Origin of the sequence: Pseudomonas fluorescens (assembly GCF_902497895.1) — a bacterium.
GTDB lineage: Bacteria > Pseudomonadota > Gammaproteobacteria > Pseudomonadales > Pseudomonadaceae > Aquipseudomonas > Aquipseudomonas fluorescens_BP.
In genome coordinates, this window is the sequence record NZ_CABVHQ010000007.1 from 1 (window position 1) to 25,725 (window position 25,725).

Sequence of the window (25,725 nt, forward strand, 5' to 3'; positions counted from 1 at the left end):
CGCCAACCGGCATGGGCCGCCGCGACACGGCTGCCGGCGCGGTCACAGAACAGCGCTGGCAGGCAATCGGCGGTCATCACCGTGCAGGCAATACCTGGCGTGGCCGACCAACTGGCGTCGGCGGTCGCGACCAGGCCCGGTTCGGCATGGGCCACGGCAATCCCGTGAACCTGCTGTAACCAGGCCGGCTGGATGGAGAAGTGATCGGTCAGACGCCGGCGATTCTCGGCCACAGCCTGAGGGCTGTCGTCGACATGGTCGCCCAGGTTGAAGCTGTCGAACGGCGCCAGACTGACGCCGCCCGCACGGGTGGTGACACAGGCTTTCACCCCGGCCGGCGCAGGCCAGTCAGGAATCAGCCAGTCGATCATCCGATGAACGCCTCACGATCCTGCTTGAGCAGCGACAGCAACCAGACGAAATCGTCCGGCAGTGGCGATTCCCAGCTCATGCGCTTACCGGTCGTCGGATGATCCAACTCAAGGAAACGCGCGTGCAGAGCCTGCCGCGGGAAGGTTTTCAGCGATTCGACCATGGTCAGGCTGGCTGCCGGCGGGATACGGAAACGACCGCCGTAGGCAGGATCTCCGACCAACGGGTAGTTGATGTGCGCCATGTGCACGCGAATCTGGTGCGTACGACCGGTTTCCAGCTTGACCCGCACATGAGTGTGGGAGCGGAAACGTTCGAGCACGCGGTAATGACTGACCGCCTGCTTGCCGCCTTCCATCACTGCCATGCGCTGACGCTGCTGGCCATGACGACCGATCGGCGCATTGATCTTGCCGCCGGCGGTGACCACACCAATCACGATGCATTCGTAGATCCGGCTGACGCTACGGCTCTGCAGCTGGGTGACCAGCTGGGTCTGCGCCTGAATCGTCTTGGCCACTACCATCAAACCGGTGGTGTCCTTGTCGAGACGGTGCACGATACCGGCGCGCGGCACATTGATGATGTCCGGCACATGGTGCAGCAGGGCGTTGAGCAGGGTGCCGTCGGCATGACCGGCAGCCGGATGCACCACCAGGCCTGCGGGCTTGTTGATGACCAGGATGTCATCGTCTTCGTAGACGATATCCAGCTTGATGTCCTGAGCGATCCATTCTCCCTGAGCTTCCTGCTCGGCGGTCAGCTCAAGAATCGCACCGCCATGAACAATGTCTCGCGGGCGGATAACCGCTCCATCCACAGTCAGGCGGCCGTCTTTGATCCAGGCGGAAAGGCGCGAGCGCGAGTGCTCAGCGAATAATTGTGCGGCGACTTGATCGAGGCGTTGGCCGCCCAATTCGGACGGCACCTCTGCGCGAAGTTCAATTTTATCGGACATGCTCAGACTAGGAGTCGGCACAGCTTTTGGTTTCGGCTGCGCGCTTGTGGTTAAATACGGCGTCTTTTGTCCCGAAGCTTTTTCAACGGGGCGTTCATCATAACAGGACGGCCCCGCCCAAGACAGCGGCCGTCATAGGGACGCAAGCCGCCATGCAAGTGAAACACCTGCTGCTGATCGCCATCCTCGCATTGACCGCTGCTTGCTCATCGAAGGAAGTGGTCGACGAAAACCTCAGCGAGGTCGAGCTGTACCAGCAGGCACAGGCCGACCTGGACAACAACAGCTATACCAGCGCCACTGCCAAGCTGAAGGCTCTGGAATCGCGCTATCCGTTCGGTCGCTACGCCGATCAGGCTCAACTCGAGCTGATCTATGCGAACTACAAGAACGCCGAGCCGGAGGCTGCCAAGTCCGCCGCCGAGCGTTTCATTCGCCTGCACCCGCAGCACCCGAACGTGGATTACGCGTACTACCTCAAGGGCCTGACCTCTTTTGACCAGGATGTCGGTCTGTTGGCGCGCTTCCTGCCCCTGGACATGACCAAGCGTGACCCGGGTGCCGCTCGCGACTCCTACAACGAGTTCGCCCAGCTCACCAGCCGTTACCCGAACAGCCGCTACGCGCCGGACGCCAAGCAGCGCATGATTTACCTGCGCAACCTGCTGGCCGCCTACGAAATCCACGTCGCCGACTACTACCTGACCCGTCAGGCCTATGTAGCCGCTGCCAACCGTGGTCGTTATGTGGTGGAAAACTTCCAGGAAACCCCTTCGGTCGGTGACGGCCTGGCGGTGATGGTCGAGTCCTACCAGCGCCTGCACCTGGACGAGCTGGCCAATACCAGCCTGGAAACCCTGAAGCTCAACTACCCGAACCACCCGACCCTGGTGGACGGTCAGTTCGTACCGCGGGTTGCCGAAGCGGACAACCGTTCATGGCTGAGCAAGGCGACCCTGGGCCTGATCGAGTCCAGTCCGCCGCTGCCGCCGGGCGAAACCCGCGCCAACCAGGACGTGCAGAAGCAGTTCCAGGACGCCAAGGACGCGATTCCGTCCGAGCTCAAGCCTAAAGACGGCGACGGCGATGTCATCGAAGAAGAAGAACCCGAAGCTGAAAGCACCAACGAAGACCGTTCGTGGTTCAGCTACATGACCTTTGGCATGTTCGACTGACGCTGGCATGATGGCAAAAAGGGAGACTTTCGAGTCTCCCTTTTTTATTGCAGCGTTTTATTGCGCTGTGCGCAGGGGATGTCCTTGGATAAACTGCCAGTTCACCCGTCGAAAAGCTGCTCATCATGCTTCGTTTACTGTTCTGGATCGCTCTGATTGCTGCTGCGGTATGGCTCTGGCGCAAGTTCAAGCACTCTGCCTCCGTGACCAACACGCCCGGCGAGCAAATCGCCGCGCCCATGGTCCGCTGCGCCCACTGTGGCGTGCATTTGCCGCGAGATCGAGCGCTGAGTCTGCAACAACAGTGGTATTGCAGCCAGGCTCACCTGGAGCAAGGCCCGGGTTCGCGCGACCGTTGAGACCTTAAGCTCTGGGGGCAAGCCTGCGCCCGGCCATCGACCGGCGCCTGCTCGGCGAAGAAGCTGGGGCTGGATTGATTCGGCGCCAACGCGAGAACCTCATCGTCAGTTAAAAGATCGCAGCCTGCGGCAGCTCCTACGCCGGCCGGGTACACCTGCTGATCTGCAGGTGTACATAAGTCTCGTAGGAGGGGCCGCAGGCTGCGATCTTGAAAGGGGGGCTGAGCCGCTAAATCCGGCCTTGCGGTGCATACGGCGCCGGATCAATGACTGGCTCGCGGTCCAGCATCAAGTCGGCGAGCAACTGACAGGAGGCCGGTGCCAGTACCAGGCCATTGCGGTAATGCCCGCAGTTCAACCACAGCCCTTCAATACCCGGCACCTTGCCAATATAGGGAATGCCCTCTGGTGAACTCGGTCGCAAGCCCGCCCAATGCCCCACCACTTCAGCATCCGCCAGCGCAGGAATCAGCTCGATGGCCGTGGCCTTGAGGCTTTCCAGCGCGGATTGGGTGGGCGTCTTGTCGAAACCCTCATGTTCCAGCGTACTGCCGACCAAAATGTGGCCGTCACGGCGTGGAATCGCATAACGCCTTTTGGCCAGGACTATGCTCGAGAGGAAACCCGGCGCACATTTGTACAGGATCATTTGCCCCTTTACCGGCTCGACCGGCAACTCAAGGCCCAGGCTCTGCAACAACTCGCCACTCCAGGCGCCCGCCGACAATACCACTTGGTCAGCCCGAATCGCGCCCGCTGAGGTCTGAACCCCCACGACCCCCTCGCCTTCGCGAATGAACCCGCTGACTTCGCAGTGCTCATGGATAGTCACGTTAGGCAACGCCGACAATGCGGCCTTGAGCGACTTCACCAGTCGCGGATTGCGCACGTTGGCCACATTCGCCATGTAGATCGCCCGCGAGAAACCGGCGCCCAGCACCGGCACCGCATCGTGGGCCGCCGCGATGTCCACCTTGCTCAGGGGGCGGTTTTCCCGCGCCGCCCAGGCCAGCGCCTCGGCTTCGTCATTCAGATCCAGCCAGTACAGACCAGTGGTGTGCACCTCGGGATCCACGCCGGTAGCGGCAAACAGGCGCTCGCCCAGTTGCGGATAATAATCCTGCGACCAATGGGCCAGCGCGGTGACCGCCGGGCTGTAGCGCCATGGATACAGCGGCGAAACAATCCCGCCACCGGCCCAGGACGCCTCCTGCCCCACATTCGAGCGATCCAGCAGGATCACCTGCTGCATTTCGGAAGCCAGATTAAACGCAGTCAGCAGGCCGATAACCCCCCCGCCGACAATCACCACTTGCTGTTGCTTGGCCATCTTCAGATCCAACAATGGAAAAACCAGAGGTGCAAAATGCGCCCGAAAAAGTTACTCAGCGACCCCAGCAGTCTTTAGGTTCCAGACCACTATCCGCATCGGCAATGGTTCTGAGCCCAGTGTTGGTGATGATGAAATCCCCACACTTGTCGCTCGCCATCATCGATTCGCTTTTACGTGTTGCCGTCAGGGAGAAGGTCTGATCGGTCAGCGTCGGGGTGATGCTGTAGTTGTCGTTGCCCTCGCTGAGGACAGGGGGAGTGGCATTGGTATACACACCGTTTTTCGAATAGAACCGTTCCAGGTTTTGCGCCTGTTCGGAGAGCAACCCGGCAATCTCTGTGCGGTGGGCTTTCTTCACGTATTCGGTAAACGCCGGGTAGCCGATGGTCACCAGAATACCGATGATCGCGATCACAATCATGATTTCGATCAAGGTAAAACCTTGGTTGAATCTGCGCATGGTTTAACTCTCACTTACTGTATTTGTCGCCACATGATCCGTCCGTTTCCAACGCCCGGAGGCGGATCGTCCGGGACGCCCTGCTTTTCAATCATTGAGGTAATAGCACCGCTGGAGTCGTTCGCATACTTGCGGGTCGCATTGTTGACCGCAGCAACCAGCGTTGGAATACCGCCGCTGAAAATGACACCGCTGGACTGCCGGTCCGCCCTGTCGATTTCCCCGTTGTTGTTGGTATCGAGTACCGCATAGCTGAGCATCTTACCGCTGAACGCATCCAGCTCGATCAGTTTGCCGGTACCAAAGCTGGAACAGGGATCAGTGGTATCCACGCTGGCACTGGTAAACACAATGCGCTCCGCCACCAGAGCGGCCTGATTGATGACGCGCTCGCCGGTCAGCACATTGTTGTAGACCAGGGGCAGGTACCAGCCCTTGTGTGCCGGATAGGTCACTTCATTCTGACTCGTGGTAATGAATTGCCCCGTACTCCCGGAGAAGACCCCTGTTACCGTTTGGGCCTGCAAATTGCTGACTGTGAACTGGCCGGCACCACCATCCGCATCCCAAATGGCATAGAATCCTTGTGGATCCCTGGTCAATTTATCCGCGATTTCATTGAATTTCCCTGTCCCGAAAAACACCATCTTGCCATTGGTGGGATGGTCTGCGAGTAATGGTTGCGCGGTGATTGGCTGGGTTGCGCCACCGGGAGTGGTAAACAACAGTTTGCCGGAAAAAACTGGCTTCAAGGTGGTTGAAGGATTGCTCAGATCAAACTTCCATAGCCGGCCCTTCAAGTCACCGCCATAGGCAGCCTGCACCACATTTTGCGCGTCGACCTTGAGTTTCACTGAAGAGAGCCCATTGCTCGTTTCAGCCTGGTCGATGATGATTTCCTGAATCAGCGAACCATCGCGGATATCTACCACGTACAACGCGGCCACCCCGGAGTAGCTGCCATAACCGTTGGCAATGAACGCCGCCCAACGACCATCCTTCCAGCGTGCCACTTCCGGACGGGCGTAGGCATAACCCAGATCATTAAATGGATCATTGATGTTGGCCGTCGCCGGAGCACTGATTTCCCACAAGGCCTTGGTCACATTCGTCTCTGATTCGTCAAACAGCTGTACCGCATAGAAGGTCTTGCCGCCCGCCCCCACTCCGCCGACGGCGAGGGTTTTCCAGGCGCTATCGAGCTGGGCATCAAAGACCCCGACTTGACCGTCATTGAGAAACTTGTGCCCAGTGCCATTGATATAGCCGGGATCGGCGATGTAATGCAGGGACGCCAACACACTGGAAGGCATGTAGGCGTAACGCCGGGCGCCATTGCCCGGATCGATGACACTCAGAAAACCATCGTTGGCATTCACCACCAGACTGGCCGACATGCTTTTGGCTTTGGTGACCAGGTATTTGCTGTAAGTCGTACTGCCCACTTGGTCAGAGGCGGTTTTGTCCGTAGGCCCCACATACAGCAACGGTGAATTGATGATGTCCCCGAGCAGGACGGATCGGACCTTCAAACCGGCTTTGTTGGTGCCTTTGCTCCATTCCACCAGGTCAATACCGGTGATACCGGTCGGCAGGCCCTGACTGAGCGCAGTTTGTTGGGCAGTGGAAAAGTTGTTGTAGGCCAGGGGGATGACCTTTTTAGTGGGGTGCCAGGACTGGTAGATCGGTGCCGGGGCGGTGGGCACGATGGCCGTGTCGGTGGTCCATAGCACTGACGCATTATCGACCAAACCGCGTGAGTCAAAGCCATGGGCCTTGATCGTGCCGCGCCAGTCCTTGGGGTCATAGCTGGTCTGGAAAAAACGCGAGCCGGCGGTCAAGGTGGTCCCGTTGGTCGCGCCACTGCCGCCCGAACCGGCCTTGGAAGTGATTTCGCTCAAGGCGGATGACAGCGCACTGCTGAGGCCGGCACTGTTGCTGGCCTGGTAATACTTGCCTTGCCCGTAGGAGGCCGCATCGGACAGCATCTGATTTGCCGCGGTAAATCCCAGGGTGTAGGTGTTCATGTTCTGCTTGAGAAAATCCGGCAACTCCCAGCTTTTACCCACCAGATCGCTCCCGATCGTACGCATGTCGATGTCGAAGGCGAACTTGGCAATGTCGTCCAGATACAGCGTGTCGCCTTCGCCATCGCCGCTCAAATTGGCGCCGTCGCTCACTCTGGGGTCCCAATTGGGCAGTTTGTTGCCACCCAGAGGGTCGTTGTTGGGGAAGGTCCTGTCGAAGGTCGGCAAACCATCGGTGATTACCACACCGTAGTTCTTCTGACAGCGATACTGGATCGGGCTGGTGTAGGTCGAGGATTTCGAGTTGTAGAACGGCGTCATGCCACGGAAGTAACGGGTAATTTCGTAATAGGTTTCGGCCAGCGGCGTATTCGCCACCGCATCCAGCTCACCGATCGCGTCGGTCAGCGCCTTGAAATTGGCATTGGCTTGAGCCTGACTCACCGTGCTACCGACCACTGACAAATCAGTGATCGGAAGGGCGATATAGCCGCCAGGCCCCGGGTTGTTGTTGGCCGGCGGATTGAACGTCGCCAGGCCGATGCGCAACGAGCGATTGCTGGCCACCAATGCGGAGGACACATTGCGCGCCACTTTCATTCGGTAATCAGTGGGGATGGCGTCAGTGCCCTTAGTGAAATCCTTGTTGGATCCACTGGCCCGCTCAAGCAGGTAGGCCAGGTAATTGGCTGTGTAACGAGTTTTCTCGCCTCCCACCGGATCAGGAAGCTTCAGGCAAACGGGGTCCAATCTTGAGCCGCGATAGAAACCATACCACCTGCCATTTGTGGAGTCTGAGGAACATTCTCCGCGATTCAAACTCGACAAAGAGATATTGGCATCTTTCATAGTAAGGTTCTCGCCCCTATTGCACGAGCTATTGGAACTGCAGATGGCTATTTGAGGAAGAATGATTGCCGGGTTGAAACCTGTGGCCCAGATAATATTATTCATACTCCCCGAATCATCGATCAGCAGCATCACATTCGGTGCCACCGCAGCGGCGCTTAACAGCGGCGAATCCGAGGGTGTGAACGCATATGCCGGCGCTGCCAGGTACAGAGTCGATAAGGCACCGCAAAACAGCTGCAACAACCCATGCTGCCAGCCGGCACGGGCCTGATCACTTCGCATAAATACTCTCCAGCACACTGCGCGAATTCCCCACCAGGCCCACTGCCGTAACGCGGTACAGGGTCACAGTGGTGCCGTTCATGCCGATGGCATTTTTTGTCTCGCCGAGGTTCTGCACCCCGTAAAAGCCGTTACCGGTGGCGATCCAGGTCACTCCCGAGCCCGGCCCGGCCGCAACCACTTTCGAGGAATCCGCAGGGGGCATGCATTGAGCACCCGCGCACACCGGCAGGGAGTAGGCCGGCAGTTGCACCGCGCTTTCACCGACCCGCAGCACCGCCTCGGCCAATTGAAAGGACTGATTGCGCAGTGTCACGCTGCCGGCCATTTTTTCCTGCAAGGTCGCGTTCTGCATCGAGGAAACACCAATCAGCGTCAGCAGCAAAAGAAACACCAGGCTGACCAACAGCGCCATGCCGCGCTCGGCTTTTTTTGTCATTCGAGGAATACTCATCGACACGCCACCTACTGGCGCAGGTTGCGTAAAGCGGCAACCACGTTGTAAGTCTGATTCTGCACGCGGTTGTTCGGATCCGTCAGGGTCAAGGTCAAGCGCACACTGCGTATAAGCAACGGATCGGGCGGGTTGAGACTGTATTTGGAAGCATTGCCACTGGCGGTACTGGCAACTCCGAAGGTGACGTCGAACGCGCTGACGTTATTTACCAACACCTGGCCAGCGTCGGCGGCTGTGCCGGTGTTCATCCATAATTGATTGTTGCGCACGGTGTAGGTCAGTCGACGAATCGGGAACGCCACCTGCCCGGTCACCTGGGCTGCACGAACGCCGCTATAGGCCGTTGCGACGCTTCGACAATCGGAAATAACGGTCCAGGTCGGCTGACCGCCGTTGCTGCCGATGTCGGCGGTCACCAGGGTCAGCTTGTGATTGGCATTGTCCCAAAGGATGGGCTTTTGCGAGTTAAGCGCAAAGTCCGAGGCCGTGCTCGAATCGATGATAGTGCCAAGGCATCCGAACATGCCGACCATGCGGATTTCCTGGATCATTTTGCTCAGGACGAAACGCGCATCTTCCTGCATGCTGGCCGATGCGTTCTGGCTGACGTAAGTATTTTTCGCCGAGATGAATACCTGCGCAACGCCCAGCACCACGATCAGACCCAATGCCAGTGCCACCATCAACTCGATCAGGCCAAAACCTCTGGCATGTCTGTTCATGGCGTCACCGGCGGGTCGACAGCAAGGCGGCTGGTCAGGACAAAGGTCCGCTGACCACCGTCCTGTTCCGGGTTGTCGCTTCCCACAGCCCGCGAATCGTCCCAATTGATGGTGATGGTAAACACCCGCTGGTTCGCCACGATGCTGCCGGTCGCCGTTGGACCGCCAAAGGCGACGATATTGGTGGTGAAGTCATAGAGGTCCTGATCCCGGACGTTATTCAGGTTACCCGAAGCAGGTGGCGTGATGGTGTAGTCGGCGCCGGAACTGTTGCTATAGCTGGCCCGGATCCGGTCCATCATGTCGTAGGCGATAAAACTGGCCTGGGTGGTCTTCAGCGAACTGTCGGTGTACTTCAGGGCATTGAGCTGAACCGCCGCTGCGCCCAGCAGCCCCACGGAGAGGATCAGGAGCGCAACCAATACTTCAATCAGTGTCATGCCGTCCTGTGCACGCTTGTCCAATCCCGTCATCCGCAGTTTCCGCCTAAAACAATTCGTCCATTGAGACACACATTGATCGTCCTTGTTTGCGCACCCAACACATAATTAATGGTTACAGCGGCAGCAGAGGCTGACAATCCGCCCAGATTGTTGAATTCGATGTTGGTGACATCTGAGGTTAGCGTCAACGTGGCGTCGCTGCTCATGGCCGGAACAACCCGCAATACATTCACCGGGTTGTCAGCGTCGGTACTTGGACCGGCATAAATCTTCAGTTCCGTGGTCCAGGCGTTGCCATCCTTCGACTTGATATGCGTGGGAATACCCCGATTGATCGCCTCCAACCGCGTGGAATTGAGCCCACGCAGCAAGTCACCGACCTCTGTATCGGCTTTGGAACTCTCTACCGATCGGGTAAAGCTCGGAATGGCCATCGTCAGCAAAATCACAGAAACCGCCAGCGTGACCATCAACTCGATCAGCGTAAAACCCTTTACGCGGTGTTGCATCCCACACTCCTCAACGGCCATCGTCTATAACTAGCGTTGCAACCTGAACCTTCGACCACTGAATGTACGCTTGATTACCAACGCCTGCGCACGGATTGCGCACTCACAGCATCTCCATGGAGGGAGACGTCATGTATCAGAAAGGTTTCAGCCTGTTTGAACTGCTCACATCCATGGCGATTGCTGCGCTCCTGGTGCATTTGGTCAGCCCGTCATTCAAGGAACTGCTCGAGTCGGTGCGTCGAGAGAATGCCGCGCAGACGCTGGCCAGCGGCCTGCGCAACGCCCGCACCGAAGCCATCCTGCGCAACCAGGCCACCGTCATCCATGCCGTGGATGACGACTGGAGCAAGGGCTGGAGAATCATTCTGGACATCAGCGGCAAGGGGCATGAAGACAGCGACAACCCTATATTGCTGGAGCGCCAGGACAGCGGACGGCTGACGATTGTCGGCAATGGACCGGTGAAGACCCATGTCCGTTTCACCGGTCAGGGCGAAGCACTGCTACCTGGCGGTGGCTTTCGCGCGGGGACCGTGCATGTCTGCGCCACGGACCAGAGCATCAGCCACCATCAAATCGTACTGGCCAAATCCGGGCGCATCAGCCTGCGCAACGATAAAACCGAGCAAAAACTGTGCGTGGGTGGCGAAGACTCAGAGCAGGGAGCGAACGCGTAGTTCTTTGGGCATGGAGAAGGTGATGTTCTCCTCACGACCTGCCAGCTCATCGGCACCGGTGGCGCCCCAGGCCTGCAGCTGCTGAATCACCCCACGCACCAGCACTTCCGGCGCCGAAGCGCCGGCGGTGATGCCGATCCGCTCAACGCCCTCGAACCAGCTGCGCTGCAGGTCCTCGGCACCATCGATCAGATAGGCCGGAGTGGACATGCGCTCGGCCAACTCGCGCAGACGGTTGGAGTTGGAACTGTTCGGGCTGCCAACCACCAACACCACATCGCATTCATCCGCCAACTGCTTGACCGCATCCTGGCGGTTTTGCGTGGCGTAGCAGATGTCGTCCTTGCGCGGACCGCCAATCGCCGGGAAGCGGCTGCGCAGCGCATCGATGACCCGGCTGGTGTCGTCCATGGACAAGGTGGTCTGGGTCACGAATGCCAGTTTTTCCGGGTTGTGCACCTGCAATGCAGCGACATCCTTTTCATCTTCGACCAGGTAGATCGCGCCGCCATTGCTGCCGTCGTACTGGCCCATGGTGCCTTCCACTTCCGGGTGACCGGCGTGGCCGATGAGGATGCATTCACGACCGTCACGGCTATAGCGCGCGACTTCGATATGCACCTTGGTCACCAGCGGACAGGTCGCATCGAAGACCTTCAGGCCGCGGCCCGCCGCTTCGGTACGTACCGCCTGGGAAACACCGTGGGCGCTGAAGATCACGATGACGTCGTCCGGCACCTGGTCCAGCTCTTCGACGAAGATCGCCCCGCGAGCGCGCAGGTCTTCGACGACAAATTTGTTGTGGACCACTTCGTGGCGCACATAGATCGGCGGCCCGAAGACTTCCAGGGCGCGATTGACGATTTCGATCGCCCGGTCTACGCCGGCGCAGAAGCCACGGGGATTGGCGAGTTTAATTTGCATACTGTGCCTCGTGGCTTTTGCGCAAAAAATAGCAGTGACTACCTGTTATTCGAACACAAGGTCCGAAAACAGTGAAGATTCCATGTGGGAGCGAGCTTGCTCGCGATAGCGGTGTAACAGTCGACATCAATGTTGAATGTTATTCAGTCATCGCGAGCAAGCTCGCTCCTACAGTGGGCCGGCTTCGTCAGTTACAGCGCTTTAACTTCGATGATCTCGACATCAAAGGTCAAGGTTTTACCGGCCAGCGGGTGGTTGAAGTCGATGGTCACCTGGGTGTCATCGAAGGCTTTGACCACACCCGGCAGCTCGGTATTCGCGGCATCGTTGAAGATCACCAGCAGGCCTTCGGACAGCTCCATGTCCTGGAACTGCGAACGCGGGATGATCTGCACGTTTTGCGGGTTGGGCTGGCCAAATGCGTGTTCCGGCAGGATCTCCAGCTGGCGCTTGTCGCCGGCCTTGAAACCGAACAGGGCCGCTTCGAAACCCGGCAGCAGGTTGCCATCACCGACCTTGAAGGTCGCCGGGGCCTTGTCGAAGGTGCTGTCGACGGTGTCACCGTTTTCCAGGTGCAATGCGAAATGCAAAGTGACTTCCGTGTTCTGGCCAATGCGTTGCTCAGCCAATAACTGCTCAGTCATGAACGGCTTCTCCGGTTTTTTTACTTTTGAACATATCCAGCGCCAACATCACCGCGCCAACGCTGATTGCGCTGTCGGCAAAGTTGAACGCCGGGAAATACCAGCGGTTCTGCCAATGCACCAGAATGAAATCAATCACATGGCCCAGGGCAATGCGGTCGTACAGGTTACCCAAGGCACCACCGAGCACCAGCGCCAGCGCGACTGCCAGCCAGGTTTCGTTGCGCCCCAGACGCTTGAGCCAGACCACCAGCACGGCACTGACCACGACCGCGATCAGGGCAAACAGCCAGCGCTGCCAGCCGGAGCTGTCGGCCAGGAAGCTGAACGCGGCGCCGGTGTTGTAGGCCAGGGTCCAGCTGAAGTAATCCGGGATCACCACGATTTGCTGGTACATCGCCAGCGAGCCTTCGAAGTAGAACTTGCTGGCTTGGTCAATGACCAGTACCAGCATGCTCAACCAGAGCCAGCTCAGCCGTCCGAAACGGCTAGCAGGGTTAGGCATAGTGACGAACCTCGCCGGCACCGCTGATGTTGTCGACACAACGACCGCAGATTTCCGGGTGCTCGGGGTTCACGCCAACGTCTTCACGGCAGTGCCAGCAGCGGGCGCACTTGGCGAACGCGGACTTGACCACTTTGAGCTTGAGGCCCGCCACTTCGGTTTCCACCGCATCAGCCGGCGCCTGCACAAAGGGTGCAACGCTGGCAGTCGAGGTGATCAGCACGAAACGCAGCTCGTTGCTCAGCTTGGCCAGGTCGGCGCTCAGCGCTTCCTCGGCGAACAGCGTCACTTCGGCTTGCAGGTTGCCACCGACGGCCTTGGCCGCACGCTGGATTTCCATTTCCTTGTTGACCGCGACCTTGACCGCCATGATCCGCTCCCAGTAGGCACGGTCCAGTTCGATGCCTTCCGGCAGCTCGCTGAGGCCTTCGTACCAGGTGTTGAGCATGACCGATTCGTTACGCTCGCCTGGCAGGTACTGCCACAGCTCGTCGGCGGTAAAGGCCAGGATCGGGGCGATCCAGCGCACCAGCGCTTCAGAGATGTGGAACAGCGCGGTCTGGCAGGAGCGCCGGGCCTTGCTGTCGGTGCCAGTGGTGTACTGACGGTCCTTGATGATGTCCAGGTAGAACCCGCCCAGCTCCTGCACGCAGAAGTTGTGGATCTTGGAATAGACGTTCCAGAAGCGGTATTCACCGTAGTGCTCTTGCAACTCGCGTTGCAGCAACAGGGTGCGGTCCACGGCCCAACGGTCCAGCGCGAGCATTTCTTCGGCCGGCAGGATGTCGGTGGCCGGGTTGAAACCGCTCAGGTTGGAAAGCAGGAAGCGCGCGGTATTACGGATCCGCCGGTAGGCGTCCGCACTGCGCTGCAGGATCTGTTCGGAAACCGCGATCTCGCCCGAGTAGTCGGTGGACGCCACCCACAGACGCATGATGTCGGCGCCCAGGGTGTCATTGACCTTCTGCGGCGCGATCACGTTGCCCAGGGACTTGGACATCTTGCGACCGCTCTCGTCGACGGTGAAACCGTGGGTCAGCAACTCGCGGTACGGCGCGTGGTTGTCGATGGCGCAACCGGTCAGCAGCGACGAGTGGAACCAGCCGCGGTGCTGGTCGGAACCTTCCAGGTACAAGTCGGCACGCGGGCCGCTCTCGTGGCCAATGGAATGCGAACCGCGCAGTACGTGCCAGTGAGTGGTACCCGAGTCGAACCAGACGTCGAGGGTATCGCTGATCTTGTCGTAGAGCGGCGCTTCGTCACCGAGCAACTCGGCCGCGTCCATCTTGAACCAGGCTTCGATGCCTTCGACTTCGACGCGCTTGGCAACTGCTTCCATCAGCTCGACGGTACGCGGGTGCAGCTCGCCGCTTTCCTTGTTCAGGAAGAACGGGATCGGCACGCCCCAGTTACGCTGACGGGAGATGCACCAGTCCGGACGGTTGGCGATCATCGAATGCAGACGCGCCTGGCCCCAGGCCGGAATGAATGCGGTGTCTTCGATGGCCCTGATCGCACGCTTGCGCAGGGTCTCGCCGGTCGCAGGTTGTTTGTCCATGCCGACGAACCACTGCGCGGTGGCGCGGTAGATCAGCGGGGTCTTGTGGCGCCAGCAGTGCATGTAGCTGTGACTGATGGTTTCGGTGTGCAGCAGCGCACCGACTTCAGCGAGCTTGTCGACGATGGCCGGGTTGGCCTTCCAGATAAACTGGCCGCCGAAGAACTCCAGCGACGTGGCATACACGCCGTTGCTTTGTACTGGCGTGAGGATGTCATCGTTGACCATGCCGTAACGCTTGCAGGTCACGAAGTCGTCTTCACCGTAGGCCGGGGCGGAGTGGACCACCCCGGTGCCGGCACCCAGTTCGACGTAGTCGGCCAGGTAAACCGGCGACAGACGATCGTAGAACGGATGACGGAAATTGATCAGCTCCAGCGCCGCGCCCGGAACAGTGGAAATGACCGAACCTTCCAGGTTGTAGCGAGCCAGGCAGGATTCGACCAACTCTTCAGCCAGCACCAGCAGTTTGTCGCCGACATCGACCAGGGCGTAGTTGAATTCCGGGTGGACGTTCAGCGCCTGGTTGGCCGGAATGGTCCACGGGGTGGTGGTCCAGATCACGATCGAGGCCGGTTTGCTCAACATAGCCAGGCCGAAAGCGGTCGCCAATTGGTCTTCGTCAGCAATCGGGAAGGCGACGTCGATGGTCGAGGATTTTTTATCCTGGTATTCGACTTCCGCTTCAGCCAACGCCGAGCCGCAGTCAAAACACCAGTTCACAGGTTTGAGGCCCTTGAACACGAAACCGCCCTTGACCATTTCCGCCAGGGCACGGATTTCACCGGCCTCGTTGGCAAAGTCCATGGTCTTGTACGGATTGGCGAAGTCGCCCAGCACGCCAAGGCGAATGAACTCGGACTTCTGCCCTTCGATCTGCTCGGTGGCGTAGGCACGGCACAGCTCGCGGGTTTCGTCAGCCGACAGGCCCTTGCCGTGAGTCACTTCGATTTTGTGTTCGATCGGCAGACCGTGGCAGTCCCAGCCCGGAACATACGGCGCGTCGAAACCCGAAAGGGTTTTCGAGCGGATGATCATGTCCTTGAGAATCTTGTTCAGTGCATGACCGATGTGAATAGTGCCGTTGGCGTACGGAGGACCGTCGTGCAGAACGAACTTCGGACGATCCTTACCAATCTCACGCAACTTCTGGTACAGGCCAATGCTGTCCCAGCGCTGCAGAATCTGCGGTTCGCGCTGAGGCAGGCCGGCCTTCATTGGGAAGGCGGTGTCCGGAAGGTTTAGCGTGGCTTTATAGTCGGTCATTTATGGCTCTTCATTAGCGATTTGCGCTAGGTGCGGCATGGGCACGGGCGGCGGCGACATCCGCATTGATCGCCGTCTTCAGCGCCTCCAGAGAGGCGAAACGCTGCTCTTCGCGCAGCTTGTGGTGGAAAACCACCGTCACACGCCGGTCATACAGATCGCCGGCAAAATCTAGAATATGCACTTCCAGGTGGGCCTTGCCATCACCTTGGACCGTTGGCCGAACGCCGATATTGGCGACGCCTGGCCAGGTCTTGCCGTCGATGTCGACACTCACCAGGTAAACCCCGGTCAGCGGCACACGACGGCGCTTGAGTTGTATGTTGGCCGTCGGCGTGCCCAATTGGCGCGCCAGCTTCTGGCCATGCAACACCCGCCCGACAATGCGGAACGGGCGACCGAGCAAACGCTCGGCTAACGCGAAATCAGCAGCGGCCAGGGCATTGCGGACCTGGGTGCTGCTGACGCGGATGCCATCCAGCTCGACGGTCTGCGCCGCTTCGACGGTGAAACCCTGAACGACTCCAGCCTGTTGCAGGAAATCGAAATCACCGATCCGGTCGCACCCGAAACGGAAGTCGTCACCGACCTCCAGATGCTGCACACCCAGGCCATCGACCAGAATGGCATCAACGAATTCAGCGGCACTGAGCTTGCTCAAGCGCTGGTTGAAGGCCAGGCACAAGACCCGGTCAACACCCTCTTCTGCCAGCAACTGCAACTTGTCACGCAAGCGTGCCAGGCGGGCTGGAGCCGTATCCGGGGCGAAGAATTCACGGGGCTGCGGCTCGAAAATCACCACGCAGCTGGGCACGCCCAACTCGAGCGCACGCTCACGCAGCCGGGCCAGGATCGCCTGGTGGCCACGGTGAACACCGTCAAAGTTGCCAATAGTGGCGACGCAGCCCCGATGCTGGGGGCGCAGATTGTGGAGGCCTCGAACCAGCTGCATAACGCGCTTCTTGCTCATAAAGTGGTCGATTATAACCACACCCGGCGCCTGACGACAGGCAACACCGTAACCAAAGTGATCGAACCGACAAAACCGACGCCTTACCCACGACTATCTTCGATCCGTCGTCAGTTCAGCGTCTTGCGATTGAAATCTTTCAAACGGAAACCCATCAGCGCCAGCATGCCGAAATACGCGACAACGCCAGCTGCGACCAAAGCCCCCAGACGCAGGAATCGCTCAAGCATATGCCCCTGGTCCCAGACGGGCATCAGCTGCATCAACCCCAGCAATACCGCGGACATCACCGCCACCGCGACCAGCAGTTTCAGGCCGAATTTACCCCAGCCCGGCTGCGGCTGATACATCTGCTGCTTGCGCAGCTGATAAAACAGCAGGCCCGCGTTGATGCAGGCGCCAATACTGATGGCCAGGGCCAGACCCGCGTGTTGCAGGGGACCGATCAACGCCAGGTTGAACAGTTGCGTGACGACCAGGGTGAAAATCGCGATTTTTACCGGGGTACGGATGTTCTGCTGCGCATAAAAGCCCGGAGCCAGCACCTTGATCACGATGATCCCGAGCAGACCCACTGAATAAGCGATCAACGCCCGCTGGGTCATCGATGCATCAAACGCGCTGAATTGGCCGTACTGGAACAGCGAAACGGTCAGCGGTTCGGCCAGTATCCCCAGTGCCAGCGAGCATGGCAGCACCAGCATGAAGCACAGGCGCAGGCCCCAATCGAGAATTCGCGAATATTCGTGGCGATCGTTGCTCGCGTAGGTCCGGGCCAACGTTGGCAGCAGTATCGTCCCCAGCGCTACGCCGAGCACACCGGACGGCAACTCCATCAATCGGTCCGCGTAATACATCCAGGACACCGAGCCCGCCACCAGAAACGAGGCGAAGATGGTGTTGATAATCAGCGAAATCTGGCTGACCGATACCCCGAGAATCGCTGGCAGCATCTGTTTCATCACCCGCCAGACTCCGCTATCGCGCAGATTCAGGCGTGGCAGCACCAGCATGCCGATTTTCCTCAGATGCGGCAGCTGGTAGAGCAATTGCGCCAGCCCCCCGACCAACACCGCCCAGCCCAGGGCCATGACTGGCGGATCGAAGTAAGGGGTCAGGAATAACGCAAAGATGATCATGCTGACGTTGAGCAGGGTCGGCACGAAGGCTGGGACGGAGAAGCGATTCCAGGTATTGAGGATCGCCCCCGCCAGTGAAGACAGGGAGATCAGTAATATATAAGGGAAGGTTACCCGCAGCAGATCAGCAGTCAGCGCGAATTTTTCCGGCGTATTGGCAAACCCCGGCGCGGTCGCCCAGATCACCCAAGGCGCGGCAAGGATCCCGGCGATCGTCACCAGCGCCAGGACCAGGGTCAGCAACCCAGAGACATAGGCAATAAAGGTTCGCGTCGCTTCTTCGCCCTGCTGGCTTTTGTATTCCGCCAGAATCGGTACGAAGGCCTGGGAAAAAGCCCCCTCGGCGAAGATCCGCCGCAGCAGATTGGGCAATTTAAACGCAATAAAGAACGCATCCGTGGCCATCCCGGCGCCAAATGTGCGCGCGATAATGGTGTCCCGCACAAACCCCAGAACCCGGGAAAGCATCGTGATAGAGCTGACGGCGGCCAACGACTTGAGCAGATTCATTGAAAGAGTTTTAGCCTGTAGATAAAGAGCAGGCGAACAAAGCGCCCACATATGCGATACTCCGCGCCGCAGCAGCACAGAGCCAAAGTTCGCGAGTTTACAGGTCAAGCGCCGGAAATAAATATCCCGCCACTTCAGATCGACCACTTAGCGGAACGCATCATCCGCCCTTGACAAGACTTCATCTCATCGGCATGATTCGCGGCCTATTTTGTTTGCTATTTCCCAAAAAGTCTTTCGAGGAGCTCGACGGTGGCCAACACACCTTCCGCCAAAAAACGTGCAAAACAGGCTGAGAAGCGTCGCAGCCACAACGCCAGCCTGCGTTCCATGGTTCGTACCTACATCAAGAATGTAGTTAAAGCCATCGACGCAAAAGACGCTGAAAAAGCACAAGCTGCTTACGTTCTGGCCGTGCCAGTTATCGACCGTATGGCCGATAAAGGCATCATCCACAAGAACAAAGCCGCTCGCCATAAAGGCCGTTTGAATGGCCACATCAAGGCTCTGAGCCTTGCTGTAGCAGCCTAAGCGACACGCTTTGTTAAAAAACCGACCCTAGGGTCGGTTTTTTATTGCCTGCAAAAAAATATGTGGGAGCGAGCTTGCTCGCGATAGCGGCATAACAGTCGACATGGTTGTTGAATGTTAGCCAGTCATCGCGAGCAAGCTCGCTCCCACATTTCAATCTTCGCTAAAAATTACTGAGCGTGCGCCCACGGCAGGATCGGGATCGCGGTGACGGCATTCTGCGGGCTACCCTCGATCAGGCGGTCGCTGTAGACCAGATACACCAGGGTATTACGCTTCTTGTCGAGGAAGCGCACCACCTGCATGGTCTTGAACACCAGCGAAGTGCGCTCTTTGAATACCTCGTCACCATCCTTGAGCTCACCCTTGAAGCTGATCGGCCCGACTTGACGACAAGCGAGGGAGGCCTCTGCGCGATCCTCAGCCAATCCCAGACCACCCTTCACACCGCCAGTCTTGGCCCGAGACAGATAGCAGGTTACACCCTCGACCTTCGGATCATCAAACGCCTCGACTACGATGCGGTCATTCGGGCCGACGAATTTGAACACCGTAGACACCTGGCCAATCTCCTCGGCCGAGGCCAGCAGTGGCAGCGCCCACAGCAGACCCAACAATCCTTTTGCTACACGCATTCAAACGCCCTCAAACCAGAATCAGGTTATCGCGGTGAACCAGTTCTGGCTCCGCCATATAACCCAACAGACCGATAATCGCTTCTGACGACTGACCGATGATCTTTTGCGCTTCCAAGGCACTGTAGTTCGCCAGGCCACGGGCGATTTCACGCCCATCCGGGGCCACACAGACCACCATTTCGCCACGACGGAAACTGCCCTGGACCAATTTGACACCCACCGGCAGCAAACTTTTGTTGCCCTGGGACAGCGCGGACACCGCGCCAGCATCCAGCACCAGAGTGCCGCGAGTCTGCAAATGCCCGGCCAGCCACTGCTTGCGTGCCGCCAGCATGCCGCGCTCGGGCGACAACAAGGTACCGATGCGCTCGCCAGCCTTCAGCCGATCCAGCACCCGCTCCAGACGCCCGCCGACGATGATCGTGTGCGCACCGGAACGCGCCGCCAGCCGTGCGGCACGCAGCTTGGTCTGCATGCCGCCACGACCGAGCGCACCACCGGTGCCGCCAGCCACGGCATCCAGCGCCGGATCATCGGCTCGAGCTTCGTAAATCAGGTTGGCATCCGGGTTGTTGCGCGGATCAGCGTCGAACATGCCATCGCGATCAGTGAGGATGACCAGCAAATCGGCCTCGACCAGGTTCGCCACCAATGCCGCCAGCGTGTCGTTATCGCCGAAACGGATTTCGTCGGTCACCACGGTGTCGTTTTCGTTGATCACCGGGATCACCTTGAGCTCGACCAGCGCGCGCAAAGTGCTGCGGGCATTGAGGTAGCGCTTGCGATCGGACAGATCGTCATGGGTCAGGAGGATTTGCGCCGTGTGCCGGCCATGCTCGGCAAAGCTCGACTCCCAGGCTTGCACCAGGCCCATCTGACCAATCGCCGCAGCGGCCTGCAACTCGTGCATGGCACTCGGTCGCGTCGTCCAGCCCAGGCGACTCATGCCCGCCGCGACCGCACCGGAGGAAACCAGCACCAGCTCGACGCCCGCCTCATGCAGGGCTACCATCTGCTCGACCCAGACACCCATTGCCGCGCGATCCAGGCCCTTGCCGTCCGCCGTCAGCAACGCACTGCCAATCTTCACGACCCAGCGCCGCGCACCTGCCACCTTGCTCCGCATTTTATTCAACCTATGCCGGCGGGTGGCGCGACCCAGCGCCACCCATGAGATTATTCGTATTCTTGCGTTTTGCAGATACCAAAACGCCGCTCAATGAGCGGCGCCTTGGAAACTGGCGTGCGGACGATGATAACACCGCGCCCGGCCAGATTGATTGCTTCGCGAAGGAGCTTCAGTACGCATCAGCGATCTTCAACACATCAAAAGATCGCAGCCTGCGGCAGCTCCTACACACACAATGAATCAGTCGCGGACGTAAATGATTTCCGGACCATCTTCATCATCCACATCTTCCTCGTCCCAATCATCGTCACCGATGTCATGGACCGACTTGACGCCGCTGCGACGCAGGGCTCGCTGGTCGTCCAGAGCCTGCAACTGGGCACGAGCCTCGTCTTCGATACGCTGATCGAGATCCGCCAACTCTTCCTTGTAGGCCGGGTCGTTAGCCAGGCGATCGGCACGATCTTCCATGTAACGCATGATGTCGTGACACAGACGCTCGGTGCCTTGCTTGGCGATGGCCGAGATCACGTAGACCGGACCGGTCCACTCCAGACGATCAACGATTTCCTTGACCCGGGCGTCGTGCTCTTCCTCAAGGATCTGGTCGCACTTGTTCAACACCAACCAACGATCACGCTCCGCCAGGGACGGGCTGAACTTGGTCAGCTCGCTGACGATCACTTCGGCAGCGTCCGGGGCACTGGCGTCATCCAGCGGCGCCATGTCGACGAGGTGCAGCAGCAGACGGGTACGGGACAAGTGCTTGAGGAAACGAATCCCCAGGCCGGCACCATCGGAAGCGCCCTCGATCAGCCCCGGAATGTCCGCGACCACGAAGCTTTTCCAGCGATCGACGCTGACCACACCCAGGTTCGGCACCAGGGTGGTGAACGGATAATCGGCAACCTTAGGCTTAGCCGCCGAGACCGAACGGATAAAGGTACTTTTGCCGGCATTCGGCAAGCCCAGCAGACCGACGTCGGCCAACACCTTCATTTCCAGCTTGAGGTCACGCGCCTCACCCGGTTTACCCGGTGTGGTCTGGCGTGGCGCACGGTTGGTACTGGACTTGAAGCGAGTGTTGCCCAGACCGTGCCAGCCGCCATGAGCCACCAGCAGACGCTGGCCAGCCTTGGTCAGGTCGCCAATGATTTCCTGGGTCGCAGAATCAATCACGGTCGTGCCGACCGGAACCCGCAACACCAGCTCTTCACCTTTTTTACCGGTGCAGTCGGTGCTGCCGCCGTTGGCGCCGCGCTCGGCATCGAAGTGCCGTGTGTAGCGATAGTCCACCAGAGTGTTGAGGTTTTCGTCGGCGATCATGTAGACCGAGCCGCCGTCACCACCATCACCACCGTTCGGACCACCGTTCTCGATGAATTTTTCCCGACGGAAACTCATGCAGCCATTGCCGCCGTCACCGGCTTTTACTCGAATCGAAACTTCATCAACAAACTTCATTACAAAACGCCTCTCGCCGCACGGGCGAGCTGAAAAGCACTAAGACATAAGACTCTTGCAAAAATGAGCGCAGCGACCTCAATCAACGACCGCAAAATCCAGCGCTGGCAGCCCATACAAACAGCTTTGCAAGAGACTCACCCCACAAACGAAAAAGCCCCGTCGCAAGACAGGGCTTTTCCAGCATTACGCAATTATGCCGCGACGACTTCAGTCTTCGGGACAATGCTTACGTAACGGCGACCGAAGGCGCCTTTAACCTGGAACTTGATCACGCCTTCGATTTTAGCGAAGAGGGTGTGATCCTTGCCCATGCCAACACCGTAACCGGCGTGGAATTGGGTGCCGCGCTGACGCACGATGATGTTGCCCGGAATGATAACCTGGCCGCCATACATCTTCACGCCAAGGCGTTTAGCTTCTGAGTCGCGACCGTTACGGGTACTACCACCAGCTTTTTTGTGTGCCATGAGTTCAATTCTCCTAGTGAGGAATTAGGCTGAAATTAAGCCTGAATACCGGTGATTTTGATCTCGGTGTACCACTGGCGGTGGCCCATACGCTTCATGTGGTGCTTACGGCGACGGAACTTGATGATGCGGATTTTATCGTGACGACCTTGGGAAATCACTTCAGCAACAACGGTAGCGCCAGGAACAACTGGAGCACCGATATTCACGTCGTCGCCATTGGCAACCAACAGAACGCGATCAAAAGTAACGGATTCGCCGGTAGCGATTTCCAGTTTTTCGATCTTCAGGTATTCACCTGGGGCGACCTTGTATTGCTTGCCACCAGTAACGATTACTGCATAAGACATGGTATTTCTCCGATAATCCTGCTCACCCAGCTCTTTATAAGAAGAGGTATTGGCTGGCATGGCTGCATGGGGCTGGAACGGCCCATATGCAATTGCGTAAGGCAGGTGCTGCCCAGGAAGTTCAGGGTGCGCGATTGTACGCAAGCCGCAGTGACGATGCAAGTGCCTGAGCATAGCGCCTTGACACCTGCGGACGCGAGTCCTAGCATGCCGCGCAACCCTTCTGGAGCACCTGTCACTGATGCAACCCCAAGCTTTCTACCGCGCGGTGGCGGACGATTTCAACGCCGTCGACGGCATCATCAAGAAGCAGCTGACTTCCCGAGTGCCGCTGGTATCGAAAATCGGCGACTACATCACCTCGGCCGGGGGCAAACGCCTGCGTCCATTATTGGTGCTGCTGTGTGGCAAGGCCCTGGGTCGCGAAGGCGATGATATGCGCCTGCTCGCCGCCACCATCGAGTTCCTGCACACCGCCACCCTGCTGCACGACGACGTGGTCGACATGTCCGGCATGCGCCGTGGCCGCTCAACCGCCAATGCTATGTGGGGCAACGCCCCAAGCGTGCTGGTCGGCGACTTCCTGTACTCGCGTTCCTTCGAGATGATGGTCGAACTGGGCTCGATGCCCGTCATGAAGATCCTCTCGCAAGCCACACGAATCATCGCCGAAGGCGAAGTGTTGCAGCTGTCCAAGGTGCGTGATGCCAGCACCACGGAAGAGACCTACATGGAAGTCATCCGCGGCAAGACTGCGATGCTTTTCGAGGCTTCAACCCACAGCGCCGCGACCCTGGCCGGTGCCAGCCCGGAACAGAGTGAAGCCCTGCGCACCTTTGGCGATCACTTGGGCGTAGCTTTCCAGCTGGTCGATGATTTGCTGGATTACCGTGGCGATGCAGAAACCCTGGGCAAGAACGTCGGTGACGATCTGGCCGAAGGCAAGCCGACCCTGCCGTTGATCTATACCATGCGCGAAGGGACCCCGGAGCAAGCGGCACTGGTGCGCAAGGCGATCCAGAAAGGCGGCATCGAAGACCTGGAACGCATCCGCGCCGCCGTGGAAGCCTCGGGGGCTCTGGACTACACCGCACAACTGGCCCGCGATTACGTGGCCCGCGCGATATCTTGCCTCGACACCCTGCCTGCCAGCGAATACCGCGATGCGCTGGTGGAGTTGAGTGAGTTTGCGGTCGCACGCACGCATTAATCGCAAAGCAAGATCAACAGATCGCAGCCTGCGGCAGCTCCTACAGGATTTACGTACACCCGATTGTTCGGTGGTGTACGACCCTGGCGTAGGGGCTGCCGCAGGCTGCGATCTTTTTTTGGCCGGCACCACCCAACCCTCCCTCCGCAAAAACCCTATATAATGTGCGCTTTTAGCCATCCTGAATCCAAGGAGCTTTAGTGAGCACGTTGCCACCCTGCCCAAAATGCAATTCCGAATACACCTATGAAGACGGTGCTCAGCTAATCTGCCCGGAATGCGCCCACGAGTGGTCCGCCAGCGGCGAAGCCGAGGTTGTGGCCGATGATTCCGTGAAAAAAGACTCGGTCGGTAACGTCCTGCAAGATGGCGACACCATCACCGTAATCAAGGACCTCAAGGTCAAGGGCACCTCGCTGGTGGTCAAAGTCGGCACCAAGGTCAAGAACATCCGCCTGTGCGATGGCGACCACGACATCGACTGCAAGATCGACGGTATCGGCCCGATGAAGCTCAAATCCGAGTTCGTCAGAAAGGTCGTCTGAACCTGCTGCCTCCATCCCGCGCCCTGTGCGGGATGGCTCTTGCCCCAGTAATGCCCACGCATCAATAGCAAAAGGCCAGCCCTTTTGCCCGCCAACAATACCCACACAAAAAAACAAGAAATAGCCAATAGACGCTTGCTATTATTTGAATAAGAATTATTCTCATTGGATCCTTCAACGGAGATGAGACCATGACTTATTTGATCGATGCCTGGCTGGACCGCCCACAGCCTTACCTACGGATCCTGCATCGGGAAACCGGAGAAGTCTGTGCGGTACTGGAAGAAGAAGCCTTGAATGAGCTGCAGGACCAGGGCGACCTGGACGTCAGCAGCCTGAGTTCCAGCGAGCCGGTGGTGCTCAAGGAACTGGTGCGCAGCCTGTTTCTGTTCTGCTATGCCCGAGCATTGCGCCCGGTGGGGGATCTGAATACCAAGTTCCAGATATGAAGATCACTGCAAAAACTGTAGGAGCGAGCTTGTGTGGGAGCGAGCTTGCTCGCGATGAGGCCGGTACATTCAACAGTGATGTTGACTGACAAACCGCTATCGCGAGCAAGCTCGCTCCTACATGGCCCGCATTCACATTGGAGCGGGTCTTACAGTACTTCGAGCAGTTCGACGTCGAATACCAGTACGCTGTGCGGCGGGATGCTGCCCACGCCTTGCGCGCCGTAAGCCAGTTCGCTCGGCACGTACAGACGCCATTTGCTACCGGCGTTCATCAGTTGCAGGGCTTCGGTCCAGCCAGCGATCACGCCGCCAACCGGGAATTCTGCAGGCTGCCCACGATCGTAGGAGCTGTCGAACACAGTGCCGTCGATCAGCGTGCCGTGGTAGTGAGTACGCACAGTGTCTTCGCGCGATGGCTTGGCGCCTTCGCCTGCGGTCAACACTTCGAACTGCAGGCCGGAAGCCAGAGTGGTGATACCGTCACGCTTGGCGTTTTCGGCCAGGAATTCCAGACCGGCGCCAGCAGCGGCTTCAGCCTTGGCTGCCGCTTCGGCTTGCATGATTTCACGGATTACCTTGAAGCTGGCGGACATTTCGTCCTGACCAACACGGCTTTCCTTACCGGCGAAGGCGTCGGTCAGACCAGCCAGGATCGCGTCCAGGTTAACGCCAGGTGGCGGGTTGTCGCGCAGTTGGTCGCCCAACTGACGGCCAATGCCGTAGCTGACGCGGGTTTCGTCGGTGGACAGATTTACTTCGGACATAACACTGCTCCGCTGTGCGGACGGCTC

The 25,725-nt window shown here is 58.7% G+C and carries 27 protein-coding genes and 1 pseudogene; 7 read left to right on the top strand and 21 right to left on the bottom strand.

Annotated features, from left to right (window positions below; all coding sequences use genetic code 11):
* Together F8N21_RS05135 and rluD are read right to left on the bottom strand one after the other, a co-directional pair.
* Nucleotides 1-371 (bottom strand): polyphenol oxidase family protein (locus F8N21_RS05135; protein WP_191624197.1); only part of this gene is annotated, 371 nt, incomplete at its 3' end.
* The gene (gene rluD, locus F8N21_RS05140; protein WP_150641101.1) at nt 368-1,330 is read right to left on the bottom strand and encodes a 23S rRNA pseudouridine(1911/1915/1917) synthase RluD; all 963 of its coding nucleotides are present in this window, start codon (nt 1,328-1,330) and stop codon (nt 368-370) included. The genes rluD and F8N21_RS05135, both read right to left, overlap by 4 nt.
* 152 nt (nt 1,331-1,482) lie before the next feature.
* Between rluD and F8N21_RS05145 the strand changes: the two genes are divergently transcribed.
* Nucleotides 1,483-2,505 (top strand): outer membrane protein assembly factor BamD, encoded by a 1,023-nt coding sequence (locus tag F8N21_RS05145; protein ID WP_150641102.1) that lies wholly within the window; start codon nt 1,483-1,485, stop codon nt 2,503-2,505.
* Between the two features lie 125 nt (nt 2,506-2,630).
* Nucleotides 2,631-2,864 carry a PP0621 family protein gene (locus F8N21_RS05150; protein WP_150641103.1) on the top strand — a complete coding sequence of 78 codons (234 nt, stop codon included), beginning with the start codon at nt 2,631-2,633 and terminating at the stop codon, nt 2,862-2,864.
* Nucleotides 2,865-3,093: 229 nt separating this feature from the next.
* Here the strand turns inward: F8N21_RS05150 and thiO are convergent, their stop codons facing one another.
* The 7 genes from thiO to F8N21_RS05185 are packed head-to-tail and all read right to left on the bottom strand — an operon-like array spanning nt 3,094 to nt 9,949.
* Nucleotides 3,094-4,194, bottom strand: coding sequence for a glycine oxidase ThiO (thiO, locus tag F8N21_RS05155; protein ID WP_150641104.1), 1,101 nt, complete (start codon nt 4,192-4,194; stop codon nt 3,094-3,096).
* A 55-nt stretch (nt 4,195-4,249) separates the two neighbouring features.
* Nucleotides 4,250-4,657, bottom strand: a complete 408-nt coding sequence (locus tag F8N21_RS05160; protein WP_150641105.1) for a type IV pilin protein — start codon at nt 4,655-4,657, stop codon at nt 4,250-4,252.
* 14 nt (nt 4,658-4,671) lie between these two features.
* Nucleotides 4,672-7,818, bottom strand: coding sequence for a pilus assembly protein (locus F8N21_RS05165; RefSeq protein WP_150641106.1), 3,147 nt, complete (start codon nt 7,816-7,818; stop codon nt 4,672-4,674).
* A complete protein-coding gene (locus F8N21_RS05170) occupies nt 7,808-8,272 on the bottom strand; it encodes a PilX N-terminal domain-containing pilus assembly protein (RefSeq protein WP_150641107.1) in 465 nt (154 codons plus the stop codon). The genes F8N21_RS05165 and F8N21_RS05170 overlap by 11 nt, the downstream gene beginning before the upstream one ends.
* Nucleotides 8,273-8,283: 11 nt before the next feature.
* Nucleotides 8,284-8,997, bottom strand: a complete 714-nt coding sequence (locus F8N21_RS05175) for a PilW family protein (RefSeq protein ID WP_150641108.1) — start codon at nt 8,995-8,997, stop codon at nt 8,284-8,286.
* Nucleotides 8,994-9,470, bottom strand: coding sequence for a type IV pilus modification protein PilV (gene pilV, locus F8N21_RS05180; RefSeq protein WP_150641109.1), 477 nt, complete (start codon nt 9,468-9,470; stop codon nt 8,994-8,996). Before pilV ends, F8N21_RS05175 begins: the two co-directional genes overlap by 4 nt.
* On the bottom strand, nt 9,467-9,949 hold the full coding sequence (locus F8N21_RS05185) for a GspH/FimT family pseudopilin (protein WP_150641110.1): 483 nt from the start codon (nt 9,947-9,949) through the stop codon (nt 9,467-9,469). Before F8N21_RS05185 ends, pilV begins: the two co-directional genes overlap by 4 nt.
* 131 nt (nt 9,950-10,080) lie before the next feature.
* Here F8N21_RS05185 and F8N21_RS05190 point away from each other — a divergent pair.
* Nucleotides 10,081-10,652: pseudogene (locus F8N21_RS05190) on the top strand (GspH/FimT family pseudopilin).
* On the opposite strand, the gene ispH reads toward F8N21_RS05190, so the two are convergent.
* The 6 genes from ispH to murJ all read right to left on the bottom strand — a co-directional run bounded on the left by ispH (nt 10,606) and on the right by murJ (nt 18,145).
* Nucleotides 10,606-11,553: a 4-hydroxy-3-methylbut-2-enyl diphosphate reductase gene (gene ispH / locus F8N21_RS05195; RefSeq protein WP_150641112.1), complete on the bottom strand. Its 948-nt coding sequence runs from the start codon at nt 11,551-11,553 to the stop codon at nt 10,606-10,608. The pseudogene F8N21_RS05190 and the gene ispH sit on opposite strands and share 47 nt — an antisense overlap.
* A 191-nt stretch (nt 11,554-11,744) precedes the next feature.
* Nucleotides 11,745-12,182, bottom strand: a complete 438-nt coding sequence (gene fkpB, locus F8N21_RS05200) for an FKBP-type peptidyl-prolyl cis-trans isomerase (RefSeq protein ID WP_191624210.1) — start codon at nt 12,180-12,182, stop codon at nt 11,745-11,747.
* Nucleotides 12,183-12,189: 7 nt separating this feature from the next.
* Complete coding sequence (lspA, locus tag F8N21_RS05205) at nt 12,190-12,702, bottom strand: signal peptidase II (protein ID WP_150641114.1); 513 nt, start codon at nt 12,700-12,702, stop codon at nt 12,190-12,192.
* Nucleotides 12,695-15,526, bottom strand: a complete 2,832-nt coding sequence (ileS, locus tag F8N21_RS05210) for an isoleucine--tRNA ligase (protein WP_150641115.1) — start codon at nt 15,524-15,526, stop codon at nt 12,695-12,697. Before ileS ends, lspA begins: the two co-directional genes overlap by 8 nt.
* 13 nt (nt 15,527-15,539) lie before the next feature.
* Complete coding sequence (gene ribF / locus F8N21_RS05215) at nt 15,540-16,478, bottom strand: bifunctional riboflavin kinase/FAD synthetase (protein WP_191624199.1); 939 nt, start codon at nt 16,476-16,478, stop codon at nt 15,540-15,542.
* Nucleotides 16,479-16,606: 128 nt separating this feature from the next.
* A complete protein-coding gene (gene murJ / locus F8N21_RS05220; RefSeq protein WP_150641117.1) occupies nt 16,607-18,145 on the bottom strand; it encodes a murein biosynthesis integral membrane protein MurJ in 1,539 nt (512 codons plus the stop codon).
* A gap of 252 nt (nt 18,146-18,397) precedes the next feature.
* On the opposite strand from murJ, the gene rpsT reads away from it, so the two are divergent.
* Entirely contained in the window at nt 18,398-18,676 is a 279-nt protein-coding gene (rpsT, locus tag F8N21_RS05230; RefSeq protein ID WP_150641118.1) for a 30S ribosomal protein S20, read from the top strand.
* 170 nt (nt 18,677-18,846) lie between these two features.
* Here the strand turns inward: rpsT and F8N21_RS05240 are convergent, their stop codons facing one another.
* From F8N21_RS05240 to rplU, 5 genes are all read right to left on the bottom strand, one after another.
* Nucleotides 18,847-19,311, bottom strand: coding sequence for a CreA family protein (locus tag F8N21_RS05240; protein ID WP_150641119.1), 465 nt, complete (start codon nt 19,309-19,311; stop codon nt 18,847-18,849).
* A gap of 10 nt (nt 19,312-19,321) precedes the next feature.
* A complete protein-coding gene (gene proB / locus F8N21_RS05245; protein WP_150641120.1) occupies nt 19,322-20,440 on the bottom strand; it encodes a glutamate 5-kinase in 1,119 nt (372 codons plus the stop codon).
* A 243-nt stretch (nt 20,441-20,683) separates the two neighbouring features.
* On the bottom strand, nt 20,684-21,907 hold the full coding sequence (gene cgtA, locus F8N21_RS05250) for an Obg family GTPase CgtA (protein ID WP_150641121.1): 1,224 nt from the start codon (nt 21,905-21,907) through the stop codon (nt 20,684-20,686).
* Nucleotides 21,908-22,101: 194 nt separating this feature from the next.
* Nucleotides 22,102-22,377, bottom strand: a complete 276-nt coding sequence (gene rpmA, locus F8N21_RS05255; RefSeq protein ID WP_150641122.1) for a 50S ribosomal protein L27 — start codon at nt 22,375-22,377, stop codon at nt 22,102-22,104.
* Nucleotides 22,378-22,412: 35 nt separating this feature from the next.
* Complete coding sequence (gene rplU / locus F8N21_RS05260; protein WP_003443915.1) at nt 22,413-22,727, bottom strand: 50S ribosomal protein L21; 315 nt, start codon at nt 22,725-22,727, stop codon at nt 22,413-22,415.
* A 241-nt stretch (nt 22,728-22,968) separates the two neighbouring features.
* On the opposite strand from rplU, the gene F8N21_RS05265 reads away from it, so the two are divergent.
* From F8N21_RS05265 to F8N21_RS05275, 3 genes are all read left to right on the top strand, one after another.
* A complete protein-coding gene (locus tag F8N21_RS05265; RefSeq protein ID WP_150641123.1) occupies nt 22,969-23,937 on the top strand; it encodes a polyprenyl synthetase family protein in 969 nt (322 codons plus the stop codon).
* A 200-nt stretch (nt 23,938-24,137) separates the two neighbouring features.
* Complete coding sequence (locus F8N21_RS05270; RefSeq protein WP_150641124.1) at nt 24,138-24,482, top strand: zinc ribbon domain-containing protein YjdM; 345 nt, start codon at nt 24,138-24,140, stop codon at nt 24,480-24,482.
* Between the two features lie 191 nt (nt 24,483-24,673).
* Complete coding sequence (locus F8N21_RS05275) at nt 24,674-24,931, top strand: hypothetical protein (protein WP_150641125.1); 258 nt, start codon at nt 24,674-24,676, stop codon at nt 24,929-24,931.
* Nucleotides 24,932-25,080: 149 nt separating this feature from the next.
* On the opposite strand, the gene F8N21_RS05285 is transcribed toward F8N21_RS05275, so the two are convergent.
* Nucleotides 25,081-25,698, bottom strand: a complete 618-nt coding sequence (locus tag F8N21_RS05285; protein ID WP_150641126.1) for an FKBP-type peptidyl-prolyl cis-trans isomerase — start codon at nt 25,696-25,698, stop codon at nt 25,081-25,083.
* Between the last annotated feature and the right edge of the window lie 27 nt (nt 25,699-25,725).

What these genes read in the sequence shown, in the direction of transcription:
- rluD (WP_150641101.1), bottom strand. Translation starts at nt 1,330, where the DNA reads ATGTCCGATAAAATTGAACTTCGCGCAGAGGTGCCGTCCGAATTGGGC.
- F8N21_RS05145 (WP_150641102.1), top strand. Translation starts at nt 1,483, where the DNA reads ATGCAAGTGAAACACCTGCTGCTGATCGCCATCCTCGCATTGACCGCT.
- F8N21_RS05150 (WP_150641103.1), top strand. Translation starts at nt 2,631, where the DNA reads ATGCTTCGTTTACTGTTCTGGATCGCTCTGATTGCTGCTGCGGTATGG.
- thiO (WP_150641104.1), bottom strand. Translation starts at nt 4,194, where the DNA reads ATGGCCAAGCAACAGCAAGTGGTGATTGTCGGCGGGGGGGTTATCGGC.
- F8N21_RS05160 (WP_150641105.1), bottom strand. Translation starts at nt 4,657, where the DNA reads ATGCGCAGATTCAACCAAGGTTTTACCTTGATCGAAATCATGATTGTG.
- F8N21_RS05165 (WP_150641106.1), bottom strand. Translation starts at nt 7,818, where the DNA reads ATGCGAAGTGATCAGGCCCGTGCCGGCTGGCAGCATGGGTTGTTGCAG.
- F8N21_RS05170 (WP_150641107.1), bottom strand. Translation starts at nt 8,272, where the DNA reads ATGAGTATTCCTCGAATGACAAAAAAAGCCGAGCGCGGCATGGCGCTG.
- F8N21_RS05175 (WP_150641108.1), bottom strand. Translation starts at nt 8,997, where the DNA reads ATGAACAGACATGCCAGAGGTTTTGGCCTGATCGAGTTGATGGTGGCA.
- pilV (WP_150641109.1), bottom strand. Translation starts at nt 9,470, where the DNA reads ATGACGGGATTGGACAAGCGTGCACAGGACGGCATGACACTGATTGAA.
- F8N21_RS05185 (WP_150641110.1), bottom strand. Translation starts at nt 9,949, where the DNA reads ATGCAACACCGCGTAAAGGGTTTTACGCTGATCGAGTTGATGGTCACG.
- ispH (WP_150641112.1), bottom strand. Translation starts at nt 11,553, where the DNA reads ATGCAAATTAAACTCGCCAATCCCCGTGGCTTCTGCGCCGGCGTAGAC.
- lspA (WP_150641114.1), bottom strand. Translation starts at nt 12,702, where the DNA reads ATGCCTAACCCTGCTAGCCGTTTCGGACGGCTGAGCTGGCTCTGGTTG.
- ileS (WP_150641115.1), bottom strand. Translation starts at nt 15,526, where the DNA reads ATGACCGACTATAAAGCCACGCTAAACCTTCCGGACACCGCCTTCCCA.
- ribF (WP_191624199.1), bottom strand. Translation starts at nt 16,478, where the DNA reads ATGCAGCTGGTTCGAGGCCTCCACAATCTGCGCCCCCAGCATCGGGGC.
- murJ (WP_150641117.1), bottom strand. Translation starts at nt 18,145, where the DNA reads ATGAATCTGCTCAAGTCGTTGGCCGCCGTCAGCTCTATCACGATGCTT.
- F8N21_RS05240 (WP_150641119.1), bottom strand. Translation starts at nt 19,311, where the DNA reads ATGCGTGTAGCAAAAGGATTGTTGGGTCTGCTGTGGGCGCTGCCACTG.
- proB (WP_150641120.1), bottom strand. Translation starts at nt 20,440, where the DNA reads ATGCGGAGCAAGGTGGCAGGTGCGCGGCGCTGGGTCGTGAAGATTGGC.
- cgtA (WP_150641121.1), bottom strand. Translation starts at nt 21,907, where the DNA reads ATGAAGTTTGTTGATGAAGTTTCGATTCGAGTAAAAGCCGGTGACGGC.
- rpmA (WP_150641122.1), bottom strand. Translation starts at nt 22,377, where the DNA reads ATGGCACACAAAAAAGCTGGTGGTAGTACCCGTAACGGTCGCGACTCA.
- rplU (WP_003443915.1), bottom strand. Translation starts at nt 22,727, where the DNA reads ATGTCTTATGCAGTAATCGTTACTGGTGGCAAGCAATACAAGGTCGCC.
- F8N21_RS05265 (WP_150641123.1), top strand. Translation starts at nt 22,969, where the DNA reads ATGCAACCCCAAGCTTTCTACCGCGCGGTGGCGGACGATTTCAACGCC.
- F8N21_RS05275 (WP_150641125.1), top strand. Translation starts at nt 24,674, where the DNA reads ATGACTTATTTGATCGATGCCTGGCTGGACCGCCCACAGCCTTACCTA.
- F8N21_RS05285 (WP_150641126.1), bottom strand. Translation starts at nt 25,698, where the DNA reads ATGTCCGAAGTAAATCTGTCCACCGACGAAACCCGCGTCAGCTACGGC.